Below are 13,770 nucleotides of genomic sequence, written 5' to 3'. Positions count from 1 at the left end.
AGTTTTATTTGGAAGTTTGTGTGCTGTCTGCCTGGACAGCATTGTCTTCAACGGTAAAGATTCCCGTGTTGTTATAGATTTGGTATTCGGTCATTTGCTGATTGGATTCAAAACCGTATCCAGTCAGTACCTTGTCAACCTGTTCGATTCGGATAAATTTATCAGAATAGATTTTCTCTTTGTCCTGATCCCAGAACATTAGTTCCGTGTCGAATTTGTCGCCTCTTTGGCTTTGAATATGGACGTTTCCACGTAGTTCCCATAGTTTCTTGGGCTCGTAGTAATAAGCTGTGTCGGCTTTGATACTTGCATCTACATGGAAAAGACTGTCGAATTTCTCCAGATAGATTCCTTTTTCAAACGCCCAGAACGGAGGATTCCGGTGGCTGTAGATAAGCCATTCAGCTGTAATAATCTTGTATCTGATCATTCCTGAGTCAGACACGAGGGTGGTTACTCCTGTAGTACGCATGTCGGGAAGAGAATCTCCTTCTTTTACGGCTGCAGCAGTAGGTTTCTCTTTGTTTCCGCATGCAGGAACAAAAAGAAACATAACAGTTGCCCATGTGGCAACTGTTATGTTGATAAATAATTTATATATGTGCTTTTTTAGTCTGGTTGACATATACTTATCTGATGGTTGTTGTTTCACCAATCCATCCACCGATTGTTACCGAGTTACCTTTCTTCAAGCCAAGGAAGAAGAGGTCTTCGTCTTTCGGAGTATGTCCGGCGTATGTATTGATCAGCTTCTGAGCTTCTTCTGCTACGCTAGGATCTACGCTCTTTGCGCGCTGCAATTTATCGATGGCTGCAAAGTAAGTACATTTGTTCAAAGCTGCTTCGTCGCTCCAGTTCGGGCTTGATGCATACATCTGTGCAATCAGGATATAAGCTTTTCCGTAGCTTCCGTTGAAAGAGATAGCTTTGTTTGCATATTGTTTAGCCTTGCTCAACTGTTTTTTGCTGAACAATACTACTGCTGCGCTATATGCATAGTCCGCTTTTTTGTCTGCTTCCTGTTCCAGTTCAATGGCCTGGTCAAAATATTGCACACTCTTATCCATGTCACCTTTCTTGTAATACATGTATCCGCATCCTGCTGCGGTAGCGGCTGTAGGTTCAATGGCATGAGCAGCTTCGGAAGCAACGAAATAAGCTTCTTCTTCTGTACATTTCAACATCTGCATAACGTTGATAACCTGTTTCAAGTAATCCAGATTTGTCTTGTTCTGGCTTACTTTCGGACCATAGATAGCCTGCAGGTTTTCACAACTTGCTGCACCACTGTTGATGAAATATGCATCCACATTGTCTTTTGCTGTTTTCAACAACTTTTTGTCTCTTTCTTTTGTCGCAGCTTTCAAAGCTTCATCGGCATAGCCTGAAGCAGTCAGGTAGTCTTGGATGAACTGTTCCTTGTGAGTGTCATCGCTCTTCAATTTGCGGGCAGAAATATCCATCAAATCCTGGAACATGAAATAATCTGAGGCTGCCTTTTCCAGGTCAACAGCTTCTTTGACCATCTGATAAGCCTTATTTATATCTATGTTTGCTCCGGAGAACGCAATGTAATCGTGGGCTTTCATTCCGAGGATAGAGCCTTTTGTGGTCGGAGTTCTTACCAACTGGTTCAATCCGTCAAGGTACTTGATACGTTGGTCATGTACAGCCATCAATTCATCCAGATACTTTTTCTGCTGAGCAGCATCTTTAGAACTGGCAATTAAAGCACGCAAAATCTTAGCTCCGTTTGTATAAGTACTAACCTGAGCTAAAGGTGCTTCTGTAAATACAGCCATCCAAGGCTTGTATGCATCTGTAAAGTTGTCAGTCTTTACGTATTCACTGTAAATACTGATGTTCTGCAAACAACGGATACTGTCTTCTCCATGTCCGAAACGAGATCCGTCTTCTACACCTTTCTGAGCGAAAGCTGCTGTGGTACCCAAAGATAAAGCACACAGCATTGTAAACATTTTCATTTTCATCGTATGTAAGATTAGTTGTTCATTGTGTTTATTTTCATATTAATTTACTCTCCATTTCATGAACCAGTGTTCGTTGAATGTCAATCCAATCTTTAAGACAAATCGATTTTCTGATAGCATGTCGCTTACAGAAGGATTGGCATGAATGTACTGTCCGGTAATGCTTAATACACTGTTTCGTTGGTATAGCTTTAAAGGCAAGCCCAATCCGACACTGACACCGTATTCTTTAGGACCGTCTGTCATATTTTGTGACACTGGAATTTGGAGATTAGAGTTCGCATAATAGGCACCCGCTCTATAGCGTATACGGCTAAAATAGCTTCTTCCAAACTCCTTGGGTAAAAATTCAGCTCCGATGGCTACTTTAGAGCGGTTTTGGTATAAATCTGTCCGATTGTTGTATTTTACTCCGCTCCATTTTTGCAACGTATAATCCACTTCTACTGTCAGATTCTTTTTATGTTTCCAGGCTAAACCTCCTCCATATATATGAGGTATTCCGTAAGAGTCATCTATTTGTTGCTGGTTTACGACAGAATAATTAGTTCCGTTAGTAATCTGTGTTCCTTGGGTATCATGTCCGTTTAGGGTATGTCCTAAACTATAGGTAAGACCTAAAGTCAATTCATTTTGTTTGTTTATCGGCTGGGTATATTGAAGACCAAAGCTTGCATTATAACTGCTGATAGATACCGTATTGTAGGTTATGGTCTGGTCGCCACCGTTGCTGAGACTGGCTGTCGTCTGGTAATTGAGCTTACCATATAAATAACCGATATTAGCACCGATAGATAAATTATCCAGAATCTTGAATCCAACACCTCCAAAAATTTGCTGCAATCCTCCATCTCCGTAAAAATTATTGGATATGGTAACATCGCTGCTATTCTCTATTTCTTTTGAACGGGTAAAGTTATACCCCACTGTAGAAAAAGGAGTGTATCCAATCGTCATGCCCAGTCTAGGATGCAAGCGAAACTGCATTCCGATATAGTCGAAGCTGGAGTTCTTGGCATTGGCTTTGTATTTCCCTTCCTGAAAGTTGGAACTTTTTAAAGACATTCCGGCATCAAAAATAAAAGAAAGAGAATCGACAGCCGTATAAGAAGCTGGATTCATGGCATTTATATGCTCGGGTGTCCGGAGTGCATAACCTACTCCTCCCATTGCTGCATTGTTTGTAAAGCTCTGGTCGAACAAGTCCCCAAGTCCATAACGTGTATAAGGTGAGTTAGTGCTTATTTGCGCACACACCACTGTAGAGCTAGCTAAAAGCCATGAACCAACAAGTATTTTCTTACTTAACATTATAATTCAATATTCTGTTTAAACCTTTCAATACTAAAAATCTATCTGCAAAGATGATACTTTTTAAATTTGTATCAAAAGAAAATTTATCTCCTCCAGTTAAAAAAACCAAAAGGTCGGGATATTTCTTTTGCAGCAGGGTGATGTAGCCAATGATTTCGAATTCTATTCCCCTGATGACTCCGGCACGGATTGCAGTCTCCGTGTCAAATCCAAATTCGGGTGTCTCGCCTTTTCTTTCAATTAAAGGAAGTTTATCGCAACAGGCGTTCAGTGTTTTAAAACGAGTGTATATTCCGGGTGAAATATTTCCTCCCCAGTAATTCCCTTCTGCATCTATAAACTCGTAGGTCAGTGCAGTTCCTGCATCTACTACCAGCAGATTTCTTCCGGGTGAAAGGTAGTTGGCACCCACTACGGCTGCCAGTCGGTCCATGCCCAAAGTTTCGGGCGTTTTGTATAAATTACGGATGGGAATAGGAGTCAGGTGGTTCAGCTCAATGATTTCAAATGGCACTCCCGCCAATTGGCGTCGTATGGTGTTACTGAGTGTGATAACCGATGCTATGATACCTCTTTCGATTGGATATTTGTTGCATAACATTGACAGCCAGTCCAGCGAATGATTGGACCCTCTTAAAACCTCCACCACTTTATCACCATCAAATACTGCCAGTTTTGCTACAGTATTACCAATATCAATTACTAGATTCACGTTTTCTTTCTTTGTTTCGCCTGCAAAGTAAGATAAAATTTTGGATATGCACATCAATAAAACTGATTATTTATTTCGCTCTTATGGTAGAATCCGTGTATTTTTGCATGCGAAAAAAAATATTATGAATTATTCAGATACTTCAGGATATACCGGTGTCTGGTGATATTTGTATTTGTTTATGAAAAAGAAGCTTGTTTTTCTGTGTTGGGTGGTCTTGATAAGTTGCCTTTTCTCTCCGGTAAGGGTTAGGGGAGAAATCTCGGATAATGTGGAAAAAATGCCGCAAGCTGATAGCATTCAGTTCAGTTTGCTGACTTGTGCGCCGGGTAATGAAATCTATGCACTTTTTGGTCATACAGCTATTCGTTATCAGAATTTTTCCAGAGGCGTGGATTTGGTGTTTAATTATGGAATGTTTAGTTTCAATACGCCGCATTTTGTATATCGCTTTGTAAAAGGTGAAACAGACTACCAGTTAGGAATTACACCTTATCCTTATTTTGAATCGGAATATGCATTCAGGGGCTCTTCGGTTTATCAGCAGATCCTGAATTTGACATATTCGGAGAAAATGTCGTTGCTGAAATTGCTTCAGGACAATTATCTTCCGGAAAACAGAATTTATCGTTATAATTATTTCTATGATAATTGTACGACCCGTGCTCGTGATCAGATAGAAAAAAGCATTCAGGGACAAGTCGTGTATCCTTCCGTAAGTTGGCATAAAACGTTCAGAGGAATTGTGCATGAATTTACCAAAGGGTCTCCGTGGGATGAATTAGCTATAGATTTGTGTCTTGGAGCGGAAGCTGATAAGCCGATAGATATAAGGCAGCAAATGTTTGCTCCGTTTTATATGCGTTATTTTGCTCAGGATGCATATATTCAAACTCCTGATGGTGTCAGGCGGCCTTTGGTTTTGCGTGAGGAAAAAATTGTAGATGCAGAATTGGACACAGAATCATCCAGGAAGATAACCCCGATGATAGCCGCTGCTTTATTCTTGCTTTTGAATGTAATTATCGGATTCTTCCAGTGGAGGAAGCAAATGATCTTCTGGGGGTGGGATATATTATTGTATGCAGTTCAAGGAATGGCCGGCTGTATTATTGCTTTCTTGTTTTTCATTTCTTCTCATCCGACTGTAGGTTCAAATTGGTTGCTGCTCTTGTTTAATCCGTTGCCATTGTTTTATCTGCCTTTTATGATTTATCGTGAGTTAAAACATAAAAAAGACCTGTATCATACTTGCAATCTGGTGTATTTAACACTTTTTATGGTGCTATTCCCGTTTTTACCGCAAGATTTTAATTTAACAGTATTACCTTTGGCACTCGGTTTGCTGGTAAATGCTGCAAGCCATGTATTAGTATTGAATAAAAAGTAATGAAAGAACGTATACTGACATCTTTATTGACTGTATTTGTCATCTCTGGAATTCAGGCGCAAGCTCCTTCTCCGGTCCCAAGATTGGTGGTGGGGTTGACGATTGATCAGTTGAGGGCAGATTACATAGAAGCTTTTTCTGCATTGTATGGGGAAAGAGGGTTTAAACGCCTTTTAAAAGAAGGGCGTATATATACCAATGCGGAATATGATTTTATTAATGTGGACCGTTCGTCGGCGACGGCTTCGATTTATACAGGCACTACACCTTATTATAATGGTATACCTTCTAACCGGTGGATGGACCGCGGGTCTTTACGGATTATAAAATCTGTAGATGACCAGGACTTTATGGGAGTATACACCTCTGAAAATTCTTCGGCTAAGTTGTTACGTTGCTCTACTTTGTCGGATGAATTGAAGGTTGCTACTCAGGGGCGGGCTGAAGTCTATTCTATTGCACCGACTCGTGAAATGGCTGTTTTAGCTGCCGGGCATGCAGCAAATGGCGCTTTTTGGTTGAATGATGAAACAGGGAAATGGGCTGGCACGACTTACTATGGTGATTGCCCGTTGTGGGTGAGCAATTATAATGACAAGGAGGGGCTTGATTTTCGTATCAACAACTTGGAATGGCTTCCTTATTTGCCGGTAACTTCTTATCAGTATATCACTACTGAAACCAAGCAACTTAGCTTTAAGCATAATTTCTCTGATGAGCGTTTGGATAAATATAAGAAGTTTAAAACAAGCCCATATATAAATGACGAGGTAAATCGTTTGGTGAATGCATGTTTAAGCAATACACAAATTGGTCAGGACGCAGCTCCGGATTTATTGACCTTGTCTTATTATGCAGGAAATTATGATCACAAACCCAATACGGAATATGCGATGGAAATACAGGATATGTATGTCCGTCTGGATAATAGTATTGGAGATTTGTTGGATTTGATAGACCGTAAAATCGGGCTTCGTAATACTTTGTTCTTCATCACTTCTACGGGTTATACCGATCCGGAACCTGTGGATCCGGTTAAATACAGGATTCCTGGTGGAGAATTTCATATTAAGCGCTGTGTAGCTTTGCTGAACATGTATTTAATGGCTCTTTATGGGCAAGGTCAATATGTGGAGACCTATTATGACCGACAGATTTATTTGAATCATAAGTTGATAGAAGAACGTAAACTGAATTTGGTGGAAGTTATGACCCGTTCTTCGGAGTTTGTGGTGCAAATGAGCGGGGTACAGAATGCTTATTCAGCACAGCGTTTACTTTTGGGGGCATGGACTCCGAAGATTGGAAAAATTCGAAATACATATAATCCAAATTGCTCGGGTGATATTTATGTAGAAGTAATGCCTGGATGGTCCGTAGTCAACGAATATTCTCAGAAAATAGAGGTCGTTCGTGAAGCATATACTGCGGCTCCTCTTGTGTTTATGGGGTTTGATGTAAAGCCTGAAAAGCTTTATTCTCCGGTGAAAATTACTTCAATTGTACCTACTTTAGCTCATTTTATGCGCATACGGGCGCCAAATGCTTGCTCAGATGCTCCAATGATTAATATTCGTAAATAAATATTATGCGAATAATTCGTAATTTACCTATCTTTGTAGCGGTAGGATTAAAAAATAATTAATTAGTAAATAATAAAAAGAAATATACAATGGGATTTAATGAATTTATAAGCAAGCTGTTCGGAAACAAGGCGACTCGTGACATGAAGGAAATTCAGCCGTGGGTAGAAAAGGTAAAAGCCGTTTATCCGGAAATTTCCAAGTTGACGAACGATGAACTACGTGCGAAAACAGAAGAATTGAAGAAGTTTATCAAGGATTCAGCCGCAGAGGAGAATAAAAAGATTGAAGAACTGAAAGCAACAATTGAATCTACTGACCTTGAAAAACGTGAGGCTATTTTCTCTCAAATTGATAAGTTGGAGAAAGAAGTCCTGGAAAAATACGAGAAAGCACTTAGTGAAGTGTTGCCGACTGCTTTTTCTATTGTAAAAGATACAGCTCGCCGTTTATCAGAAAATGAAGAACTGGAAGTAACAGCTAGCGATTTTGATCGTGAACTTGCTGCCCAGGGACGTGACTTTGTCCGCATTGAAGGTGACAAAGCTATTTGGAAAAACCATTGGAAAGCGGGTGGGAACGAAATGACCTGGAACATGGTACATTACGATGTACAGTTGTTTGGTGGTGTGGTATTACATCAGGGTAAGATTGCGGAAATGGCAACCGGTGAAGGTAAAACCTTGGTAGCAACGCTTCCGGTGTTCCTGAATGCCTTGACGGGTAATGGAGTACACGTGGTAACTGTCAACGATTATTTGGCAAAGCGTGACTCTGAGTGGATGGGCCCGCTCTATATGTTCCATGGACTGAGTGTAGATTGTATTGACAAGCATCAGCCTAACTCTGAAGCTCGTCGTCGTGCCTATATGGCAGATATTACTTTTGGTACCAACAATGAATTCGGTTTCGATTATTTGCGTGATAATATGGCCGTTTCTCCGAAGGATTTGGTACAGCGCAAGCATAATTATGCCATTGTCGATGAGGTGGACTCTGTTTTAATTGATGATGCACGTACGCCGTTGATTATTTCAGGTCCGGTGCCTAAAGGCGACCAGCAATTATTTGAAGTGCTTCGTCCGTTGGTAGAACGTCTGGTAGAAGCGCAGCGTAAACTGGCTACCCAGTATTTGGCCGATGCCAAACGTTTGATTGCTTCAGATAAGAAGGAAGATCAGGAAGCTGGTTCCCTCGCCCTTTTTCGTAGCCACAAGGCATTGCCTAAAAACAAGCCGTTGATTAAGTTCTTGAGTGAACCGGGTATCAAGGCTGGTATGCTGAAGACAGAAGAAATCTACATGGAACAGAATAACAAGCGTATGCCGGAAGCGGTAGAACCTTTGTATTTTGTGATCGATGAAAAACTGAAGAGTGTAGATTTGACTGATAAAGGTGTAGATCTGATTACTGGTAACTCACAGGATCCTACCTTGTTCGTACTTCCTGATATTGCAGCTCAGCTGTCTGAACTTGAAAATCAGAAAGGGCTCTCTGATGAAGAACGTCTGGCTAAGAAAGATGAGCTGATGACCAATTACGCCATTAAAGCAGAGCGTGTACATACTATCAACCAGCTGTTGAAGGCATATACCATGTTCGAAAAAGATACGGACTATGTGGTAATGGATGGTCAGGTAAAGATTGTCGACGAACAGACAGGACGTATCATGGATGGCCGTCGTTGGAGTGATGGTCTGCATCAGGCTGTAGAAGCGAAGGAAGGTGTGAAGGTAGAAGCTGCTACACAGACTTTTGCAACTATCACTTTACAGAACTACTTCCGTATGTACCATAAATTGTCCGGTATGACCGGTACTGCAGAAACAGAAGCAGGAGAGTTCTGGGATATCTATAAGCTGGATGTAGTGGTGATACCTACAAACCGTCCGATTGCCCGTATTGATATGAACGACCGCGTTTATAAAACGAAACGTGAGAAATATAAAGCCGTAATCGAAGAAATTGAGAAGATGGTACAGGCTGGTCGTCCGGTGCTGGTAGGTACTACTTCAGTAGAAATTTCTGAAATGTTGAGCAAGATGCTTACCCTGCGTAAGATTGAGCATAATGTATTGAATGCGAAGTTACACCAGAAGGAGGCTGAAATTGTAGCGAAGGCAGGTCAGAGTTCTACGGTAACTATTGCTACGAACATGGCCGGTCGTGGTACCGATATTAAGCTGAGTGCAGAAGTGAAAGCTGCCGGTGGTCTGGCTATTATTGGTACAGAACGCCACGAATCACGTCGTGTAGACCGCCAGTTGCGTGGTCGTGCCGGACGTCAGGGTGACCCGGGTTCTTCTGTATTCTTTGTTTCTTTGGAAGACGATTTGATGCGTCTGTTCTCATCCGACCGTATTGCTACTGTGATGGATAAGTTAGGATTTAAGGAAGGAGAAATGATTGAACACAAGATGATTTCTAACTCCATTGAACGTGCACAGAAGAAGGTGGAAGAAAACAACTTTGGTATCCGTAAACGTCTGTTGGAATACGATGACGTGATGAACAAGCAGCGTACAGTGGTTTACACCAAACGTCGTCATGCGCTTATGGGAGAACGTATCGGAATGGATATTGTAGATATGATTTGGGAACGTTGCTACAATGCCGTACAGCAGCCGACTTATGATGATGCCAAGATGGAAATTCTTCAGGTTCTGGCTATGGAAGCTCCGTTTACTGAAGAAGATTTCCGTTCCAAGAAGAAAGACGATCTGGCAGAACAGACTTTCCAGGAAGCTATGGCATTGTTCAAACGTAAGACTGAACGTATGGCTCAGATTGCTAATCCGGTTATCAAACAGGTATATGAGGCTCAGGGACACATGTATGAAAATATCATGATACCTATTACTGATGGTAAGCGTATGTACAACATTTCAGTAAACTTGAAAGCTGCATACGAAAGCGAGTCAAAAGAAATTGTGAAGTCGTTCGAAAAAGCCATCTTGTTGCATACAATTGATGATGCATGGAAAGAAAACCTGCGTGAACTGGATGAACTGAAGCATTCTGTGCAGAACGCAAGTTATGAGCAGAAAGATCCACTATTGATTTTCAAACTGGAATCTGTGAATCTGTTTGATAACATGGTCAACAAGATTAACAACAACACTATTTCTGTATTGATGCGTGGTCAGATACCGGTGCAGGAGCCGGAACAAGTGCGTGAAGCCGCTCCTGAACCTCAGGCTCCCCGCCAGCAGTATCGTGAAGAAAAGCAGGATTTGACTGACCCAGACCAGCGTGAAGCAGCAGGTCGTGATACTCGTGAACAGAAGCAAGAGCCTTATCGCTCAGAAAAGACAGTCGGTCGCAATGACCCATGTCCTTGTGGCAGCGGATTAAAATATAAAAACTGTCACGGGAAAAATGCCTGATTAAGCACTTGATTGAGATATTTAAGACACGGTTTTCACCGTTTGCAGATTTTTATTTCTTAATTTAGAATAATCTGTGAAAACGATGGAATCCGTGTCTTTTTTATTTATTATTTTTGTTTGCGAACAAAAAAGTAGTGAATTATGAAGAAATACATTATGGCCGGAATCCTTTTAGCAGCTACTATGCTGGTTTCTTGTGGAGGACTTCAGCCTTTTACGTTTGATCAGTTATATCCCGCAGAGGTTACTTTTCCTGAGCAGGTTCGTACGGTGGCAGTAGTGAACCATGCTCCTGCTATACCTTTCCCTAAAAAGGATTTATTGACATTGGGCCGATTGGAAGGAGATGGGAAGGTTTTGTCGGAAAGTTTGGCTGGAGGACTGGCTGATAGTCATTATTTCTATCAGGTAGTTATTTCAGATTCAGCAATTACGCAGGAATTGACAGGAGGAGAAATTCTCCCTCAACCGGTAGTAGACAGTTTAACTCAAGTACTTGGGGTCGATATGATTCTTTCAGTGGACAGAATTCAATTGTTGACCGGAAAGAAAGAAATCTACTATCCGGGTTTAATCTCCCCTTTTGCTGCTTTTGATTTGAAAATCCGTCCGGTAGTGCGTGCATACATTCCTTCTAGGGTAATGCCTGTGGTAACTATCAGTAAGGTGGATAGTATGTTATGGGATTTAACTCCTATGTTATCTGACCATGATGTAGTGAAAGAAGCTTCTCAACATACCGGTATTACGCTTGTTAACCAGTTAGTTCCTCATTGGAAGAATGTAGAACGAATTTATTTTGATGGAGGAAATCCCGACATGCGTGATGCAGCAGTTTCACTACGAGAAGGAGACTGGCAGGAAGCAGGCCGTTTGTGGAAGAATTTATACGACTCATTGAAAAAGGGAAAATTGAAATCACGCGCTGCTTTCAATATGGCTTTAGCCTGTGAGGTACAGGGGGTGATGGATGAGGCTGTTTCTTGGATTGAAAAAGCAAAAAGTTGTGCATCTAAAGGTTCGGAAGAAGAACGTGCTGCACTCTTTTATTCTACAGTATTGCAGGAACGCGCCAAAGATTTTCAGTTGCTGAACCTTCAAATGGCTCGTTTTGGAAACAAAATCAATTAATAATATCTTGTCCGATTCATTTTTTTTGTACATTTGAGTACATAAAAAGAATATAGCCTATGAAAATGAGTGAACAATCACGTGCTTCAATAGTCTCGGCTCTGAAAACTGCCCTTTGCCGGTATGCATCAGAAGGAGATGAAACGGTCGTTACAGATATTCATTTGCAACCAAACTCAGAAAGTGGTGAGCTGATTATTTTCGACGATGACGATCAGGAATTGTCGCGTACAATCATCAATGAGTGGGTAGAATATGAGAGTGATGACTTCTATACTGTAGTAGAACCGATTCTTCGTGCTGAGGTTGAGGCGCTGAAAGAGAGCGGAAAACTGGAGAAGCTTTGTCTGATGAAGCCTTACTCTTTTGTGCTGGTTGACGAAGACAAAGAAACGGTAGCCGAACTGCTTCTTGTGGACGAAGATGAGACCTTGTTGCTGAATGATGAGCTGCTAAAAGGGTTGGATGAAGAATTGGATGCCTTTTTGAAGGACTTGTTGGAACGTTAAATTCCGCTAGAATGGGAGAGCGAATCACATTCCGCCGCAATGAGGGGTTGCGAAGCATACACCCTCATTGGAGAGGGAATCCGACTGTGAATGGCAAATTTTTTAACCGTCAGCACCGTTGGAAACCGGGGATGGGAAGTGTCCTGAAATGGCGGTTCTCTCCTAATCCCCAGCGGAAAGAAAAGCGTACAATCAAATGGAATCCTAAAGTGCATTATCTCACCTCTCTGGAGAAAGTGGTGGGTAATTCATTGATTTGGTTGGGGCATAACTCTTTTTTTCTTCAATTGAGTGGAAAGCGTTTGATGATTGATCCTGTATATGGAAGTATTCCGTTTGTCAAACGCCGAAGTCAATTCCCTGCCGATCCGTCTATTTTTCGTCAGATAGACTATCTGCTTATTAGTCATGATCATTTTGACCATCTGGATAAACCGAGTGTAGCACGTCTGGTAGCAGATAATCCTCAACTTAAGTTCTTTTGTGGCTTGAATACGGGGGCTTTGATAAAAAGCTGGTTCCCTAATCTGGAAGTGATAGAAGCTGCATGGTATGAACAGTATGTCGATGGCGATTTCCGCTTGACCTTTTTGCCTGCCCAGCATTGGAGCAAGCGTGGTGTAAGCGATGGAGGAGAGCGTTTGTGGGGCTCATTTATGATTCAGGGAGATGGTATTACCATCTATAATAGTGGAGATACTGGATATGCCCGGCATTTTGAAGAAATTGCAGGATTTTTTTCTCATATAGATTATTGCATGGTAGGAATTGGAGCCTACAAGCCTCGCTGGTTTATGAAGCCGAATCATATATCTCCATACGATGCATTGACTGCTTCGGCAGATTTGCATGCAAAGGTTACAATTCCAATGCACTATGGCACTTTTGACCTTTCGGATGAACCTTTGTTCGATCCTCCTCATGTGTTTGCGGCAGAAGCCAAGAAGCGCGGTATGCCGGTCATAATTCCTGAATTAGGGGAGATTATCAAGTTACAACCGATTCGATAGAGATTATATCGTCAAGAAATAAAAAAAGTCCGGAAATCTTACCTTCTGCACATGGTCAGAAAATAGATTTCCGGACTTTCTATTGTCAATTGTTTCGTTTTCTAATCATAATAAATCCGCCGGTCATCGGCAGCGGGTTACTTCGTGTGAGCGTTTTCACTCAACATGACGTACCCCCAGATCATAGGATCTGCATTTGCAATCTTCTTGAAAATCTTTGTTACCTTTTTCATAACTGTTATCCTTTCATTTGCTTTTTGTTAGTACCTATTGTATCTTAATCTCTAGTTTAGTTATTGTTCTTCGAGGTGCTCTTCGCAGAGGACCTTTCAAATCTTTGTTACCTATTGTTGTTATCCTTAATCTTTTTATCCTTTCCTCCAGAACCCTTTCAGGTTCCTTCGTTCGTTTTATTACACTGCAAAGGTAATGCCTTTTTTTTGAAAAACATGTTTTATAGCATGTAATTTTATTTTTCTGTTGTTTTGTTGATGTAAATCAATTGCTTTGGCAAAGACTGACAAATCGTCTGCTTCATTTGTCAGTTTTAGCTGACAGAATTTCATTTATATTCCTCAAAGGAAAATATGTCAGTTCGGAAATATGGTGGACTTTTGGGGGTAATCAATTGTTTGACCAGATTCTGTTGTAGATGATTGTGTACTCATTTTGTCTTGTCTTTTATTTGTCCTGAGAATAAAAGATAAGATTTTTGTGTCTTTTTTTGTTACAAAAGATATA

10 protein-coding genes are annotated in these 13,770 nt (G+C 41.1%); 6 read left to right on the top strand and 4 right to left on the bottom strand.

Annotated features, from left to right (window positions below):
- Positions 1-4: 4 nt before the first annotated feature.
- The 4 genes from lptC to WKT20_RS03845 are packed head-to-tail and all read right to left on the bottom strand — an operon-like array spanning position 5 to position 4,017.
- Complete coding sequence (gene lptC, locus WKT20_RS03860; RefSeq protein WP_118025966.1) at positions 5-625, bottom strand: LPS export ABC transporter periplasmic protein LptC; 621 nt, start codon at positions 623-625, stop codon at positions 5-7.
- 4 nt (positions 626-629) lie between these two features.
- Positions 630-1,991 (bottom strand): tetratricopeptide repeat protein, encoded by a 1,362-nt coding sequence (locus WKT20_RS03855; protein ID WP_118025965.1) that lies wholly within the window; start codon positions 1,989-1,991, stop codon positions 630-632.
- 39 nt (positions 1,992-2,030) lie between these two features.
- A complete protein-coding gene (locus WKT20_RS03850) occupies positions 2,031-3,302 on the bottom strand; it encodes an OmpP1/FadL family transporter (RefSeq protein WP_340416861.1) in 1,272 nt (423 codons plus the stop codon).
- Complete coding sequence (locus WKT20_RS03845; RefSeq protein ID WP_117670939.1) at positions 3,292-4,017, bottom strand: type III pantothenate kinase; 726 nt, start codon at positions 4,015-4,017, stop codon at positions 3,292-3,294. The genes WKT20_RS03850 and WKT20_RS03845 overlap by 11 nt, the downstream gene beginning before the upstream one ends.
- A gap of 280 nt (positions 4,018-4,297) precedes the next feature.
- On the opposite strand from WKT20_RS03845, the gene lnb reads away from it, so the two are divergent.
- From lnb to WKT20_RS03815, 6 genes are all read left to right on the top strand, one after another.
- Complete coding sequence (lnb, locus tag WKT20_RS03840; protein WP_340416863.1) at positions 4,298-5,407, top strand: lipoprotein N-acyltransferase Lnb; 1,110 nt, start codon at positions 4,298-4,300, stop codon at positions 5,405-5,407.
- Positions 5,407-6,990 (top strand): alkaline phosphatase family protein, encoded by a 1,584-nt coding sequence (locus WKT20_RS03835; RefSeq protein ID WP_340416860.1) that lies wholly within the window; start codon positions 5,407-5,409, stop codon positions 6,988-6,990. The genes lnb and WKT20_RS03835 overlap by 1 nt, the downstream gene beginning before the upstream one ends.
- An 89-nt stretch (positions 6,991-7,079) precedes the next feature.
- Positions 7,080-10,376, top strand: a complete 3,297-nt coding sequence (secA, locus tag WKT20_RS03830) for a preprotein translocase subunit SecA (protein WP_340416859.1) — start codon at positions 7,080-7,082, stop codon at positions 10,374-10,376.
- A gap of 144 nt (positions 10,377-10,520) precedes the next feature.
- Positions 10,521-11,510: a DUF6340 family protein gene (locus WKT20_RS03825; RefSeq protein WP_117700533.1), complete on the top strand. Its 990-nt coding sequence runs from the start codon at positions 10,521-10,523 to the stop codon at positions 11,508-11,510.
- 59 nt (positions 11,511-11,569) lie between these two features.
- Entirely contained in the window at positions 11,570-12,019 is a 450-nt protein-coding gene (locus tag WKT20_RS03820; protein ID WP_117700534.1) for a hypothetical protein, read from the top strand.
- A gap of 11 nt (positions 12,020-12,030) precedes the next feature.
- Positions 12,031-13,029, top strand: a complete 999-nt coding sequence (locus WKT20_RS03815) for an MBL fold metallo-hydrolase (protein ID WP_340416858.1) — start codon at positions 12,031-12,033, stop codon at positions 13,027-13,029.
- Positions 13,030-13,770: the final 741 nt, after the last annotated feature.

It is taken from the genome of Phocaeicola sp. ICN-14070 (assembly GCF_037892625.1).
GTDB lineage: Bacteria > Bacteroidota > Bacteroidia > Bacteroidales > Bacteroidaceae > Phocaeicola > Phocaeicola plebeius.
Note: the sequence above shows the minus strand (reverse complement) of the source record. Positions and strands in the feature narration are given on the sequence as shown.